11 protein-coding genes and 1 pseudogene are annotated in these 14818 nt (G+C 75.8%); 7 read left to right on the top strand and 5 right to left on the bottom strand.

The genetic code is table 11. The features are described from left to right. Positions 1-30: 30 nt before the first annotated feature. Positions 31-801 (bottom strand): esterase/lipase family protein, encoded by a 771-nt coding sequence (locus ACFYZY_RS24350; RefSeq protein WP_388697824.1) that lies wholly within the window; start codon positions 799-801, stop codon positions 31-33. A gap of 368 nt (positions 802-1169) precedes the next feature. Between ACFYZY_RS24350 and ACFYZY_RS24345 the strand changes: the two genes are divergently transcribed. Beyond that, positions 1170-1577, top strand: coding sequence for a cobalamin B12-binding domain-containing protein (locus ACFYZY_RS24345; RefSeq protein ID WP_388697770.1), 408 nt, complete (start codon positions 1170-1172; stop codon positions 1575-1577). A gap of 130 nt (positions 1578-1707) precedes the next feature. Here ACFYZY_RS24345 and ACFYZY_RS24340 read toward each other — a convergent pair whose 3' ends face one another. Both ACFYZY_RS24340 and ACFYZY_RS24335 read right to left on the bottom strand, forming a co-directional pair. Beyond that, the gene (locus ACFYZY_RS24340) at positions 1708-3459 is read right to left on the bottom strand and encodes a DUF5691 domain-containing protein (protein ID WP_388697769.1); all 1752 of its coding nucleotides are present in this window, start codon (positions 3457-3459) and stop codon (positions 1708-1710) included. Between the two features lie 82 nt (positions 3460-3541). Beyond that, on the bottom strand, positions 3542-4885 hold the full coding sequence (locus ACFYZY_RS24335) for an SWIM zinc finger family protein (RefSeq protein ID WP_388697767.1): 1344 nt from the start codon (positions 4883-4885) through the stop codon (positions 3542-3544). Positions 4886-5153: 268 nt separating this feature from the next. Between ACFYZY_RS24335 and ACFYZY_RS24330 the strand changes: the two genes are divergently transcribed. From ACFYZY_RS24330 to sucD, 6 genes are all read left to right on the top strand, one after another. Then, a complete protein-coding gene (locus tag ACFYZY_RS24330) occupies positions 5154-5576 on the top strand; it encodes a hypothetical protein (protein WP_388697765.1) in 423 nt (140 codons plus the stop codon). A 125-nt stretch (positions 5577-5701) separates the two neighbouring features. Beyond that, complete coding sequence (locus ACFYZY_RS24325; protein ID WP_388697762.1) at positions 5702-6859, top strand: AAA family ATPase; 1158 nt, start codon at positions 5702-5704, stop codon at positions 6857-6859. Then, positions 6856-9342, top strand: a complete 2487-nt coding sequence (locus tag ACFYZY_RS24320) for a DUF5682 family protein (protein WP_388697759.1) — start codon at positions 6856-6858, stop codon at positions 9340-9342. The genes ACFYZY_RS24325 and ACFYZY_RS24320 overlap by 4 nt, the downstream gene beginning before the upstream one ends. After that, the gene (locus tag ACFYZY_RS24315; protein ID WP_388697756.1) at positions 9339-10541 is read left to right on the top strand and encodes a VWA domain-containing protein; all 1203 of its coding nucleotides are present in this window, start codon (positions 9339-9341) and stop codon (positions 10539-10541) included. Before ACFYZY_RS24320 ends, ACFYZY_RS24315 begins: the two co-directional genes overlap by 4 nt. A 499-nt stretch (positions 10542-11040) precedes the next feature. After that, entirely contained in the window at positions 11041-12219 is a 1179-nt protein-coding gene (sucC, locus tag ACFYZY_RS24310; protein WP_388697754.1) for an ADP-forming succinate--CoA ligase subunit beta, read from the top strand. A 21-nt stretch (positions 12220-12240) separates the two neighbouring features. Further along, positions 12241-13125: a succinate--CoA ligase subunit alpha gene (sucD, locus tag ACFYZY_RS24305; protein ID WP_132912553.1), complete on the top strand. Its 885-nt coding sequence runs from the start codon at positions 12241-12243 to the stop codon at positions 13123-13125. A 141-nt stretch (positions 13126-13266) separates the two neighbouring features. Here sucD and ACFYZY_RS24300 read toward each other — a convergent pair whose 3' ends face one another. After that, on the bottom strand, positions 13267-14073 hold the full coding sequence (locus ACFYZY_RS24300) for a sigma factor-like helix-turn-helix DNA-binding protein (protein ID WP_388697821.1): 807 nt from the start codon (positions 14071-14073) through the stop codon (positions 13267-13269). A gap of 597 nt (positions 14074-14670) precedes the next feature. Next, positions 14671-14817, bottom strand: a pseudogene (locus tag ACFYZY_RS24295) (helix-turn-helix domain-containing protein); the annotation flags it as partial. Between the last annotated feature and the right edge of the window lies 1 nt (position 14818).

The following is a 14818-nucleotide window of genomic DNA, read 5'->3' as shown; positions in this document are numbered from 1 at the left end:
GAGAAAAGTTCGAACGGGAGTGTCGCGCGGTCAGGCGACGGAGGACGTCCCGGGCTCCTCCCGCCCGGCCGGGACGTCGGCCCCGTCGGCGTCGAGCGCCTCGCGGACCCCGGCGGCCACCGCCGGATGCACGGGCAGCGCGAGGTGGCCGATGCCGCTGACGCGCACGTTGTGCGCGGACAGATCGGGGTGGTCGAGGCGCGCGGTCTCCACCGGCACCATCACCCGGTCGAGGTCGCTCCAGAAGCTCACGAACCTGGTCCGGCAGCCGGGCGCGGGTCCGGCCAGGTCCCGCAGCACCTCCGAACCGGGGCGCATCTGCCGTACCAGCGGGTGGGCGTCGGCGAGCCGGGCCACCGTGGTGCCGGAGTGCGGGGTGCCGAGCGTGACCAGGGTGCGCACCCGGCGGTCGCCGCCGAGACGCTGTACGTAATAACGGGCGATCAGCCCGCCCAGGCTGTGGCCCACGAGATCGACCTCGTCGTGTCCCGTACGGGCGCGGATCTCCTCCACCCGGCGGCCGAGGAGGGCGGCGGCGGCCCGCAGGTCGCAGGTGAGCGGCGAGTAGTTGAGCGAGACGATCCCGTCACGGCCGTGACGGACGAGGGAGCGGCGCAGCAGGACGAAGACGGAGCGGTTGTCGGCGAAGCCGTGCAGGAGGACGACGGGGCGGCGGTTCCCGGTGATCCCGGCGGGAGGATCGGCGGCGGTGGCGGGGGAGAGGCGCTCGGCCACGATTCCGGTGGGATACAGGACGAGGTGGCCGGTGAGGATCGCGCACTCCAGCGCGGTGGCCTTCATCAGGGCGGTGGCCCTGGTGAACTCCGCCGTGACCCTGCCCAGCTCCGCCGTGACCCTGGTGAATTCCATGACCGGCCTCCCGGGCGGCGCGCGGGGCCGGACGGAAATGCCGGCGCACCGCGTTCCCCGCACCGCGGGCGGCGGTGCGGAGACACGACGGCCACGTCGCGGCTCCCTTCGCGACCGGCCCCGCCTGCGGCTGGTGGGCCCGGGAGGGCCCGGAGGCGGGGGACGGCGCGGAGCGAACATGTCCCACGTGTGATTTCCCCCTCTGTCGCCGCCGCGAAACAGCCGCTTGCGGGATGCTGGGGATAACGTTCGTTCACCTCCCCGGCAAAGAGGCGCGGGGGTCGCATGTGGAGGCAGTGATGGGTGTGACCGGTCCGATCCGCGTGGTGGTGGCCAAGCCGGGTCTCGACGGCCACGATCGCGGGGCCAAGGTGATCGCGCGGGCCCTCCGGGACGCCGGCATGGAGGTCATCTACACCGGGCTCCACCAGACGCCCGAGCAGATCGTCGACACCGCGATCCAGGAGGACGCCGACGCGATCGGCCTCTCGATCCTCTCCGGGGCGCACAACACGCTCTTCGCGAAGGTCCTGGAGCTGCTCAGGGACCGTGACGCGGAGGACATCAAGGTCTTCGGCGGCGGCATCATCCCGGAGGCGGACATCGCGCCGCTGAAGGAGAAGGGTGTGGCGGAGATCTTCACGCCGGGCGCCACCACGACGTCCATCGTCGACTGGGTGAACGCGAACGTCCGCGTCGCCGCCTGACCCGCGCCGCGTTCCGCCCCTCGCCGCCAGGGCCCTCCCCCCGGGAGGGCCCTTCGCCGTTCCACGTTCCACCACCGTCCTCCGGCCGTTCCCTGCGGACCGCCCCGGACGGTTCAGGGGGGCGGTCGGTTCAAGGGGACGGACGGGTCACGGGGGCCGGTCGGGGCGCGGAGTCCGGCCGGCGGGGCGGGGCAGGTGCCGGAGGCGCCGGTTCGGGGGTTCCGCGGGGTGGTTCGCAGGCGCCGGGAGGCGTCAGTTCGGCGCGTATCGCCGCGCGCAGACGGAGAGTGGAGACCAGGCGCCGGAACGCCTCCGCCCAGTAGCCGTCCGCGCCGGGGACGATGTCCTCCGCCCCGTCCGGCCGGGCGGCCAGGGGTTCGAGCCGCCGGGCCGCCTCCGGATCGAGGCAGCGCTCCGCCAGTCCCATCACCCCGCTGAAGCTCCAGGGGTAGCCGCCCGCCTCGCGCGCGGCGTCGAGGGCGTCGACGACCGCCCGGCCGAGTGGTTCCGCCCACGGCACGGCACAGGCACCCAGTAGCTGGAACGCCTCCGGCAGTCCGTGCGCCGCGACGAACCGGGCGACCCAGAGGGCCCGCTCCTCCGGGGGCAGCAGCGACAGGAGCTGGGCCCGTTCCGCGAGCGACGGGGTGCCGGGGCCCGTGGCGGGCGGGACCTCGGGCGGACCGAGCAGGGCGCGCGACCAGGCCGCGTCCCGCTGCCGTACGGCCGCCCTGCACCAGGCCGCGTGCAGTTCGTCCCGCCAGCCGTCGGCGACCGGCAGGGCCACGATCTCCTCCGGGCCGCGCCCGCCGAACCTGGCCGGCCAGCAGGAGAGCGGGGCGGACTCGACGAGCCGGCCCAGCCACCAGGACCGCTCGCCCCGGCCCGCCGGAGGGATCTCCACGACGCCGTCGCGCCGCATCGCCGCGTCGCACTCGTGCGGGGCCTCGACGCCGATCGTCGGCGTGTCCGCCGTCCGGTCGGGGCCGACGCAGGCCACGGCCCGTGCCGCCATCCGGTCCGCGAAGGCGGAGGCCGGCAGCGCGGAGAGCAGTTCGGCGGCGGTGGCCCGGACGTTCCGGCTGCGGTCGCCGAGGGCCTCCTCCAGGAACGCCTCGTCCGCGTCGGAGAGCCCGGTCCGCAGCGAGTCCAGGAACATCAACCGGTCCTCCGCCCGCTCGGTGGTCCAGGTGGAGGCGAGCAGGGCGAGACCGGCGGCCGGATCCTCGGTCCGTACGGCGGTGAGCAGGGCGACCCGTTCGGCGAACAGGCCCTCGCCCCACAGGGCCCGCACCCCCTCCGCGTCCCGGGGGGACGGAAGGCCGCCGCCCGCCCCCGTACCGCGGAGGGCGAACTTCCACTCGGGGTTGAGCCGGGCCAGCCACAGGCCGCGCGGCCCGGCGAGGCGGAGGGCGTGGGGCCGCAGGTCGGTACGGGCCCGGGCCGCGTCGAGCAGGGCGGGCAGAACGGCGGGCGGCGCCTTGTACCCGTGCCGGTTGGCGAGGACCAGCCACTGCGGGAGCAGTTCGGCCAGGTCGGGATCGGTCCCGCGCCGCCCGGTGGGCGCGGTCCGTCCGGCGAGCAGCAGCCCGAGGCGCCGCCGGGCCGCCTCGGGCAGCGGTTCGCGCGGGTCCTCCGGCGCGGGCCCGGGCGGCGGCACGGCGGGACCGGGGCGCAGGCCGGCCCTGCGCCGCACGGTGTGCAGCGCGGCGGCGTCGAGCAGCGCGTGCGCCGCCGCCTCCCCGTCCGCCGTCCCGCGCGCGAGCCCTGCGGGCGTCCGCCGGTCCGTCCCGAGCAGCGCCGCGGTGACCAGCTCCTCCCAGGCCGTCGCGGTGGTGTCCCCGCCGGGGGCGGGGGAGTCGGTGGTCGTGGTGGTGTCCATCAGGCTCCTCCGGGCGGTCGGTGGTGCGGTGGGCGGTGCCGCGCCCGTGGGCCGGCGGTCGGCGGGCGGCGGGCGGGGGACGTCATACGAGGGGGACCGTCTCGGCCGGGGCCTCCGGCGACCAGGCGGCGAGCGGGGTGAAGCCCCGGTGCCCGCACTCCCCGAAGACGGTCACCGGAGCACCGCCCGACAGCGCGACGAGGCGCCAGAGTCCCGGCCGGGACTGGGCGGCGGGCGTCAGGGGCAGGGCCTCGCGGCCGTCCGCGTCGGCGAGCTGCCAGCCGTACTCGGCCCGTGCCGGTACGACCCCGCTCAGCGTCACGGGCCACGCCTCCAGCCACGGGTCCTCGCGCAGCGCGCGCCCGTAGGCGTCCAGTCCCTCGCCGACCGGGCCGCCCGGCGGCGGTCCGGCGGGACCGGCGACCGGGACGAAGCGCTCGCCCGGCTCCGCCCGCAGCTGTCCGGAACCGGCGTGCGGGGTCAGCTCGCCGTCGAGTACCGCGCCCACCGGGAGTTCCAGCCGGGGCGTCCGGCCCGCCGCCCCGTAGGAGAGCAGGAGCGCCGTGCGTCCGCCGGTCGTGCCGTGCAGCCAGGTGCGCCGGGTGATCAGCCGGGTGTCTCCCGTGTCGTACCGCGCGAGGACCAGCCAGTGGTCGCGCACCGGGGCGCCGGCGACCGGGGCGGGGAGGCCGATCCGGGTCCGCACGGTCGTCGCGAAGGGCGCGGGCAGCCGGTCGGCGGCCGGCCAGGCCCGGCCGAGGAGGTGGGTCAGCGCGCTCTCCTCCAGGAGCCGCACGGGCCAGCCGGGACCGGACCCCGGTATCGCCCCCAACTCCCTCGCCCTGCTCGCCAGTCCGGGGGCCTGGGCGTCGACCATGCGGGCGGCCGTCTCCTCCCACGGCCCGGCCCCCGCCCGCTCGGCCGTCGCCAGGCCGCCGCGTATCAGGTCGGCGAGCCGTTGCTCCAGCTCCCGCGCGCCCGAGGTGATCCGGGCCGCCCTCCGCTCGGCCCGGCGGCGGGCGGCCGCCGGGTCCGCCGTGTCTCCGGTGGATTCCCCGGCGTCCCGGGCCGCGTTTCCGGGGTGTTCGCGCCGCTCCTCCCGCCACCGCTCCACCCAGTCGGGCGCGGCGGCCTTCCCGAACGCGGTCCCGTCCGACGCCAGGAGCCGGAGCAGGCCCAGAACGTGTCCGCACGGGGACGTGCGGCCGGGGCAGTCGCACGCGTACGAGGAGCCCGTGGTGTCGGCGGCCGTCCGGTACGCCGGACCGCCGCCGTCCCGGCACACGCCCCACACGGCACCGTCGCCGCGCCCCGTGTCCGACCACGGCCCGGCCGTGCCGAACTCGCTCTCCGCTCCGCGTGAAACCTCGTCAGGAGCCGGTTCCAGCACCTGATCGACCGCCCGACGCACCCCCATGCCATCCATGTCCACGACGTTAGGGGGCACCACTGACAACGGCCCCGGTCCCGGCCCCGATTCCGGCCCCTGCCCCTGCCCCGGCCCCGGCCACGATTCCGATTCCGGCCCCGGCTCCAGCCCGGACCCCACCCCGCCCCGGTCTCGATTCCGGCCCCGATCCCTTCCCCGGCTCGGGAGTTCGGGCGGACGGAAGGCCCGGAGGAATTTGACTTTGCCATTTCTTTACGGTTCTCTGCGCGGGACGTACCTCGTTTCCGCATCCAGGGGGATCCTCGTGAAGCGCACCGCCCGCACTGCCCGCACCGCCGTCCCGGCCCTCGTCGTCACCGGCCTCGTCCTCGCCCTCGGCGCCTGTTCGGCAGCCGCCGAGAAGGCCGTCGACCAGGTCGACAAATCCGTGAACGAGACCTACGAGATCACCTACGAGGTCACGGGCAAGGGGATCGAGTCCATCGAGTACCACGCCGGCGGCGGCACCGCGATGAAGCCGGAACTCGCGTCGGAGAAGAAGCCCGTCACCCCGTGGAAGAAGACGGTGACGCTGAAGGGCCTCATGCCGCCGGCCGTCATGCCGGTCTCGCTCGACCCCACCGACCTCACCTGCAAGGTCCTCCACGACGGCAAGGTCATCAAGGAGGCCAGGGGCGAGCGGGCGATGGCGGGCGGCTGCGTCGCCGTCTCCCCCGTCGCCGGCTGACCTCCCGTCACCCCGGGCGGCCCTCCCACCCCTTCCACCCCTTCCGACCAGTGACGACGCCTCACTGTCAGTGCCATGGTGCACGGTGGATCGCACAGCAGGTCGAACGATCTGGAGGGGGAGTCATGCCCGTGCCCGAAACCATCGCGCAGCCCGGTTCCGGTGTCGAGACGGACGCCGGGGCGGGACGGCCGCAGGTCTCCGCCGAAGTCCTGCGTCCGCACGCGGAGCACGCCTTCGCCGGTGAACTCGCGGCGCTCGCCGCGGCCGACGACCGGCCGAGGCCCGCCCGCTGGCGCCTCTCGCCCTGGGCCGTCGCCACCTACCTCCTCGGCGGCACGCTTCCCGACGGGACCGTCGTCACACCCAAGTACGTCGGTCCGCGCCGCATCGTGGAAGTCGCCGTCACCACGCTCGCCACCGACCGGGCGCTGCTGCTCCTCGGTGTGCCCGGCACCGCCAAGACCTGGGTCTCGGAACACCTCGCCGCCGCCGTCAGCGGCGACTCCACCCTCCTCGTCCAGGGCACCGCGGGCACCCCCGAGGAGGCGATCCGGTACGGCTGGAACTACGCCCGGCTCCTCGCCCACGGCCCCGACCGCGACGCGCTCGTGCCGAGCCCCGTCATGCGCGCGATGGCGCGGGGCATGACGGCCCGCGTGGAGGAACTCACCCGCATCCCCGCCGACGTGCAGGACACGCTCATCACGATCCTGTCCGAGAAGACCCTGCCCGTCCCCGAACTCGGGGAGGAGGTGCAGGCCGTCCCCGGCTTCAACCTCATCGCCACGGCCAACGACCGCGACCGGGGCGTCAACGAACTCTCCGGAGCGCTGCGCCGCCGCTTCAACACGGTCGTGCTGCCGCTGCCCGCGACCCCCGAGGAAGAGGTCGACATCGTCGCCCGGCGCGTCGAACAGCTGGGACGTTCCCTGGAACTGCCGGTCCCGCCGGACGGCGCGGACGAGATCCGCCGGGTCGTCACCGTCTTCCGCGAACTGCGCGACGGGGTCACCACCGACGGGCGCACCAAGGTCAAGTCCCCCTCGGGGACGCTCTCCACGGCCGAGGCCATCTCCGTCGTCACGGGCGGCCTCGCCCTCGCCGCCCACTTCGGCGACGGCGTCCTGCGCCCCGCGGACATCGCCGCCGGCGTCCTCGGCGCCGTCGTCCGCGACCCGGCCGCCGACCGGGTCGTCTGGCGGGAGTACCTGGAGACGGTCGTCCGGGAGAGAGACGGCTGGAAGGACTTCTACCGCGCCTGCCACGAGGTGACCGCATGACCCCGCCCACCGCCGGGACCCGGGCCCCCGGCCGGACGGACGGCCCCCTCCTGCTCGGCGTACGGCACCACGGGCCCGGGTCCGCGCGGGGGGTGCGGGCCGCGCTGGAGGCGGCGGAGCCCGCCGCCGTGCTGATCGAGGGACCCGCCGAGGGCGACGCGCTCGTGGCGCTCGCGGGGGAGCCGGGCATGCGGCCGCCGGTCGCGCTGCTCGCCCACGCCGTGGACGATCCCGGACGGGCGGCGTTCTGGCCCATGGCCGAGTTCTCGCCCGAGTGGGTCGCGATCCGCTGGGCCCTGGACCGGGGCGCCGCCGTCCGCTTCATCGACCTGCCCGCCGCGCACACCCTCGCCGCCTCCGACCCCACCTGGGGCGACGGCGAGAGCGAGGAGGACCAGGTCGCCGGGGACGGACCCCCGTGCGCCTCCGCCGCTCCCGGACACGCCTCCGGTCCCGCTGCGGAAGGACGGGGGGACGGGTCCGGAGCAGGCACCGGTACCGGCCCCGGAGCCGCCGGACCCGGACCCGCCGGACCCGGACTCCCCGCCGCCCCCGCCACCGGGGTCGGCGGGGGCGGTCCCGGGCCCCGGGCCGATCCCCGGATCGACCCCGTCGCCGAGCTCGCCCGGGCCGCCGGGTACGAGGACGCCGAGCGCTGGTGGGAGGACGCCGTCGAGCTGCGCGGCCACGGCGACCCCGCCGCGCCCTTCCAGGCCCTCGCGGAGGCCATGGGCGCCCTGCGGGAGGCGTACGGGCACGGCGGGTACCCCCGCGACCTCGTCCGCGAGGCGCACATGAGGCTCCGGATCCGGGCCGCGAGGAAGGAGTTCGGGGACTCCGTCGCCGTCGTCTGCGGCGCCTGGCACGTCCCCGCCCTCGCCCGGCGCACCACCGTCGCCGCCGACCGGGCCCTGCTCAGGGGCCTGCCCAGGGTGAGGACCGAGACGACCTGGGTCCCCTGGACCCACCGCAGGCTCGCCCGCCGCTCCGGTTACGGCGCGGGCATCGACGCGCCCGGCTGGTACGCGCACCTGTTCACCGCCCCCGACCGGCCCGTCGAGCGCTGGATGACCCGGGTCGCCGGGCTCCTCAGGGCCGAGGACCACCCGGTCTCCACCGCCCACGTCATCGAGGCCGTCCGGCTCGCCGACACCCTCGCCGCCCTGCGCGGCCGCCCGGGTCCCGGCCTCGAAGAGACCACCGACGCCGTCCGGGCCGTCCTCTGCGAGGGCTCCGACGTGCCCCTCGACCTGATCCGCGACCGTCTCGTCGTCGGTGACGTGCTCGGCGAGGTCCCGGCGGGCGCCCCCGCCGTCCCCCTCCAGCGCGACCTGGGCCGACGGCAGCGCGCCCTGCGCCTCAAGCCCGCGGCGGAGGAGCGCGAACTCGCGCTCGACCTGCGCAAGCGGACGGACGGCGACCGCAGCCGCCTTCTGCACCGGCTGCGGCTCCTCGGCGTCCACTGGGGCGAGCCGGCCACCGGCCGGACCGGCACCGGCACCTTCCGGGAGACCTGGCGGCTGCGCTGGGAGCCCGAACTGCACGTCCGGGTCGCCGAGGCCGGCGTCTGGGGCACCACCGTCGAGTCCGCCGCCACCGCCAGGGCCGGGTCCCGGGCCCTGGCGGCCACCGCCCTCACCGACGTCACCGCCCTCGCCGAGGACTGCCTCCTCGCCGGGCTCACCGACGCCCTCCCCGTCGTCATGCGGGCGCTCGCGGACCGGGCCGCGCTCGACACCGACGTCGTCCACCTCGCCCGGGCCCTCCCGGCCCTCGCCCGCGCCCTGCGCTACGGCGACGTCCGGGGCACCGACACCGCGGCCCTCGGCGAGGTCGCCGCCGGCCTCGCGGAGCGGATCTGCGTCGGCCTGCCGCCCGCCTGCGCCGGACTCGCCCCCGACGCCGCCGCGCCCCTGCGCGAACGGATCGACGAGGTCCACCGGGCCCTCGGCCTGCTGCCCGGCGCGGCCGGGCTGCGCGACCGCTGGGCCGGGGTCCTGCGCGGGCTCGCCGCGCACGACCGGGTGCCCGGTGTCCTCCGGGGCCGGGCCGCCCGGATCCTCCTGGACGAGGGGCGGCTCCCCGGCGACGAGGCCGCCCCCCTCATGAGCCGCGCCCTCTCGCCCGCCGCCCCGCCGCCCGACGCCGCCGCCTGGATCGAGGGCTTCGCCGGCGGCGCCTCCGGCGGCGGGCTGCTCCTCGTCCACGACGAGCGCCTCCGCGGCCTCTTCGACGCCTGGCTCGCCTCCGTACCGGCCGAGGCGTTCACCGACGTCCTGCCCCTGCTGCGCCGCACCTTCTCGGCGTACGAGCCGGGGGTCCGCCGCACCCTCGGCGAACTGGCCGCCCGGGGCCCGGGAGCCGGCGGTCCGGGCCCCGCCGCGCCCGGCGTGCCCGGCTTCGCCTCCTCGCCCGACCGGGAGCGCGCGGACGCCGTCCTGCCCCTCCTCCACCTCGTCCTCGGTACGGAGGTCCCCGCATGAGCACGCCCCCGACCGCCCCCGCCTCCCCGCACCCCGCCCCCGCCCCGCACCGTCCCCCGGACCCCGCCGACGAGCGGCTGCGCCGCTGGCGCCTCGTCCTCGGCGGCGACGCCGACGGCACCGGCCGCGCGCTCGCCGGAACCGACGCCGCCGTGGACAGGACCCTCACCGCCCTCTACGGCGGAAGCCCCGGCGACCGCGCCGGACTCGGCCGCACGGCCGGACTCGGCGCCTCCGCCCCCTCCGTCGCCCGCTGGCTCGGCGACATCCGCGCGTACTTCCCCAGCAGCGTCGTCCAGGTCATGCAGCGCGACGCGATCGACCGGCTCGGCCTCGACGCCCTCCTCCTGGAACCGGAGACGCTGGCGGCCGTCGAGGCCGACGTGCACCTCGTCGGCGCTCTCCTCTCCCTCCGCGGGGCCATGCCCGAGACGACCAGGGAGACCGCCCGCGCCGTCGTGCGCAAGGTCGTGGACGACCTGGAGAAGCGCCTCGCCACCCGTACCCGGGCCGTCCTCACCGGCGCGCTCGACCGGTCCGCCCGGACCGGCCGCCCCCGCCACCGGGACATCGACTGGAACCGCACCGTCCGCGCCAACCTCGAAAACTACCTGCCCGCACACCGCACGGTCGTCCCCGAGCGGCTCGTCGGCCACGGCCGCGCCTCCCGGGGGGTGCGGAAGGAGGTCGTCCTCTGCGTCGACCAGTCCGGCTCCATGGCGGCCTCCGTCGTCCACGCCGCCGTCTTCGGGGCGGTACTCGCCTCGATGCGGACGATCGCCACCCGGCTCGTCGTCTTCGACACCTCCGTCGTCGACCTGACCGACCGCGTCGAGGACCCGGTGGACGTCCTCTTCGGCACCCGCCTCGGCGGCGGCACCGACATCAACCGCGCCCTCGCCCACTGCCAGTCGCGGATCACCCGCCCCGCCGACACCGTCGTCGTCCTCGTCAGCGATCTGTACGAGGGGGGCATCCGCGACGAGATGCTGAAGCGGGTCGCGGCGATGAAGGCGTCCGGCGTCCAGTTCGTGGCGCTGCTCGCCCTCTCCGACGAGGGCACCCCCGCCTACGACCGCGACCACGCGGCGGCGCTGGCCGCGCTCGGCGTCCCGGCCTTCGCGTGCACCCCGGACCTGTTCCCGGAGGTCATGGCGGCCGCCCTGGAGAAGCGGCCCCTGCCGATACCCGCCGCCTGACCGCGCCCGGGCCCCGGGCGGTCGGACACCCGGACTCCGGGTGATCGGGTGCCCGGCCCCCGATCACCCGGTTCGCGGTCCGTCCGTCGTCCGTCCGCCCCGGGCGGCGCCTGCGGAATCCGTCGCGTGACCCGTCCGCACGAGCGTCCGAGGGGCGACTGAGTTCCTTGTCACAGGGGCCTCCGGACGCCCCCCGCCCCGTCCCTCCGCGCGGGGCGGGCGGTCGGGAGGCCGGGCCCCGCCTGGGGCGACCGCCGGAACCGGCCGCCCGGGGGCCCCGGGGACCGCCCTTCCGCCCCCACGGCCTGTGACCCGTATCACCGCTCTCGCGCGATCCGCGATTTAGGGACCCACGGCCCACGGCGATAACCTGCGAGACGGACATGCCGCGTCCACGGACACCGTGTACGCCTCCCTTGTGACAGAGCAGTCACGTTGCCCTTCGCGGCACGCCCACGCAGACAACGAACCGCGATCATCAGAAAAGGGACGGACGCGCGTGGACCTGTTCGAGTACCAGGCGAGGGACCTCTTCGCCAAGCACGGTGTACCGGTGCTGGCCGGTGAAGTCATCGACACGCCTGAGGCGGCGCGCGAGGCCACCGAGCGTCTTGGCGGCAAGTCGGTCGTCAAGGCGCAGGTGAAGGTCGGCGGCCGCGGCAAGGCCGGCGGCGTCAAGCTGGCCGCCACCCCGGACGAGGCCGTCGCCCGCGCGACGGACATCCTCGGGATGGACATCAAGGGCCACACGGTCCACAAGGTGATGATCGCGGAGACCGCTCCGGAGATCGTCGAGGAGTACTACGTCTCGTACCTCCTCGACCGCACCAACCGCACCTTCCTGGCGATGGCCTCCGTCGCCGGCGGCATGGACATCGAGGAGGTCGCCGCGACGACCCCCGAGAAGCTCGCCAAGGTGCCGGTCGACTCCAACAAGGGCGTCGACATCGTGAAGGCCCGCGAGATCGTGGCCCTGGCGCAGTTCCCGGCCGACGTGGCCGAGAAGGTCGCCGAGGTCCTCGTGACCCTGTGGGACACCTTCGTCGCCGAGGACGCGCTCCTCGTCGAGGTCAACCCGCTGGCCAAGGTCGCCTCCGGCGACATCCTGGCCCTCGACGGCAAGGTCTCCCTCGACGAGAACGCCGACTTCCGCCAGCCGGAGCACGAGGCCCTGGAGGACAAGGCGGCGGCCAACCCGCTGGAGGCCGCGGCCAAGGCCAAGGGCCTCAACTACGTCAAGCTCGACGGCGAGGTCGGCATCATCGGCAACGGCGCCGGCCTGGTCATGTCGACCCTGGACGTCGTCGCGTACGCCGGTGAGAACCACGGCGGCGTGAAGCCGGCCAACTTCCTCGACATCGGCGGCGGCGCCTCCGCCGAGGTCATGGCGAACGGCCTGGAGATCATCCTGGGCGACCCGGACGTCAAGTCCGTGTTCGTCAACGTCTTCGGCGGCATCACCGCCTGCGACGAGGTCGCCAACGGCATCGTCCAGGCCCTGGAGCTCCTCGCCTCCAAGGGCGAGGAGGTCACCAAGCCGCTGGTCGTGCGCCTCGACGGCAACAACGCCGAGCTGGGTCGCAAGATCCTGTCGGACGCCAACCACCCGCTGGTGCAGCGCGTGGACACCATGGACGGAGCGGCCGACAAGGCCGCCGAGCTCGCGGCTGCGAAGTAAGGGACGAGGGACACCAGAGCCATGGCTATCTTCCTCAACAAGGACAGCAAGGTCATCGTCCAGGGCATGACCGGTGCCACGGGCATGAAGCACACCAAGCTCATGCTGGGTGACGGCACCAACATCGTCGGCGGCGTGAACCCGCGCAAGGCCGGCACGACCGTCGACTTCGACGGCACCGAGATCCCGGTCTTCGGTTCCGTCGCCGAGGCCATGAAGGAGACCGGCGCCAACGTCTCGGTCCTCTTCGTGCCGCCGGCCTTCGCGAAGGCCGCCGTCGTCGAGGCCATCGACGCCGAGATCCCCCTCGCGGTCGTCATCACCGAGGGCATCGCCGTCCACGACTCCGCCGCGTTCTACGCGTACGCCGTGGAGAAGGGCAACAAGACCCGCCTCATCGGCCCGAACTGCCCCGGTCTCATCACCCCGGGCCAGTCCAACGCCGGCATCATCCCGGGCGACATCACGAAGCCGGGCCGCATCGGCCTGGTCTCGAAGTCCGGCACGCTGACGTACCAGATGATGTACGAGCTCCGTGACATCGGCTTCTCGTCCGCCGTCGGCATCGGTGGCGACCCGGTCATCGGCACCACGCACATCGACGCCCTGGCGGCCTTCGAGGCCGACCCGGAGACCGACCTGATCGTCATGATCGGCGAGATCGGCGGCGACGCCGAGGAGCGTGCGGCCGACTTCATCAAGGCCAACGTCACCAAGCCGGTCGTCGGCTACGTCGCGGGCTTCACCGCGCCCGAGGGCAAGACCATGGGCCACGCCGGCGCCATCGTCTCCGGCTCCTCCGGCACCGCCCAGGCGAAGAAGGAGGCCCTGGAGGCCGCGGGCGTCAAGGTCGGCAAGACGCCGACCGAGACGGCCAAGCTGGCGCGCGCGATCCTCGCGGGCTGACGCCGCCGCACCGCACAGCGAGTGGGCCCCGCCCCTCCCGGCCCGTCCGGGCGGAGGGCGGGGCCCACTCGCGTGTCCGTACCACGGCGGGCGCCCCGCGACGGCCGTCCCGCCGCCGGGGCCCGCCCGCGCCCGCGGCGGCTACCCGGGCACCGGGACCAGCCGTTCGGGGCCGGGGTGGGGCTCGGAGCGCAGCTTGTCGCGGAGCTCCAGGTCCTCCGGACGGAGCTTCTCCGGGCCGCCGCGCACCGGCACGCCGCCGACGCTCTCGCCGGGGGCGTTCACGGGGATGTACCGGGTCGGCGCGGTCACCACGGTGAAGCCGGTCATCGCGACGAGGACCGCCGTCGCGCAGACCACCGCGCGCGTCCAGGCGCGGGCCCGGTGCTCCCCGCCGGTCCGGACCGAGCGGGCCGCCGGGAGCTCCGCCGTCGGCGCCTCCGTGACCGGCGCGCTCAGCCGCCGGTGCAGGTCCTCCGGCCCGGCGAGCCCGGGGACCCGCTTCCCGAGGACCGTACGGGCGTGCAGCAGCCGGTGGGCGGCGGCGGGGGTGCTCGCCTCCGTCTCGGCCGCGGTGTCCGGCAGGTCGAGTCCGAGTCCGTCGTAGAGCAACACGGTGCGGCGGTACGGCGGCGGCAGTTCGAGGAGGGCGGAGAGCAGCGCCCGGCGGTCCGCCCCGGCCGGCGGCGTGTCGGGGTGCCGGTGGGCGCGGCGCAGCCGGTGCCAGGGGGAGAGGGCGTACTCGTGCGCCGCCGCCCGCACCCAGCCCACCGGATCGGGATCGACGGCGACCTCGGGCCAGCGCTGCCACGCCTGCTGGAAGGCGCGCTCGACGGACTCGCGGGAGAGCGCGCGACGGCCGGTGAGCAGGTACGTCTGGTGGGCGAGGGCGGGCGCGGCGTACGCGTAGAGCGCGTCGAACGCCTCCTCGGGGGTGAGGGCGGGCACGGCGGGGCTCCCGCCCGGCTCCGGGGCGGGGGCTTCCGGGGGCGCCGCTTCGGGGACCGCCGGTCCCGGGCCGGCCGTTTCCGGGGTCGCCGTTTCCGGGGCAGCCGGTTCCGAGTTCGCCGTCTCCGGGGTCTCCGTCTCCGGCGCCGCCGGTTTCAGGCGTTCCGACGGGGCGAGGACGGCGTCCCGCGCGGACCCGGAGAAGGGCCCCGGAGCGGGCCCGGAGGCGGAGACGGCCCCGGGCGTGGCGGAAACGGACGCGGAAGCGACCCCGGGCGCGGCCCCGGAAGTGTCCCCCGGCGTGGGCCCGGAAACGGACGCGGAAGCGACCCCGGGCGCGGACCCGGAAACGGGCGCGGAAGCGGAGACGGAGGCGCCGGCCGGAAGAGAAGTCGGCGGGGTGGGGCCCGAAGGGGTGAGGACCGCCCCCTGGAGTGCCGTCTCCGCCTCCCGGGTCTCCGGGCGCGCGTCCGGCCGCGCTCCCGGCTCTCCGCCCCCGACGGGGCGGGAGAGGGGGCGGGGGCCGCCGGACCCGCACGCGCCGAGCAGCCTCGCGTACGCCTCGCGTTTGCGGCCCCGGGGCGCCGAACGCCCCGTCTCCCACGCCTTCACCGTGGCTTTGGTGACGCCCACGGCCTCGGCGACCTGCTCCTCGCTCAGGGCGAGGGCCTCGCGCAGCCTGCGCCGCTCCTTGGGGGGCGGCAGGGCGGCGGGAGGAGGGGAATCCGCGGTGCTCCGGCTCATG

The organism is Streptomyces sp. NPDC001744, assembly GCF_042892575.1.
Lineage (GTDB): Bacteria > Actinomycetota > Actinomycetes > Streptomycetales > Streptomycetaceae > Streptomyces.
This window is presented reverse-complemented; position numbering and strand designations above follow the sequence as displayed.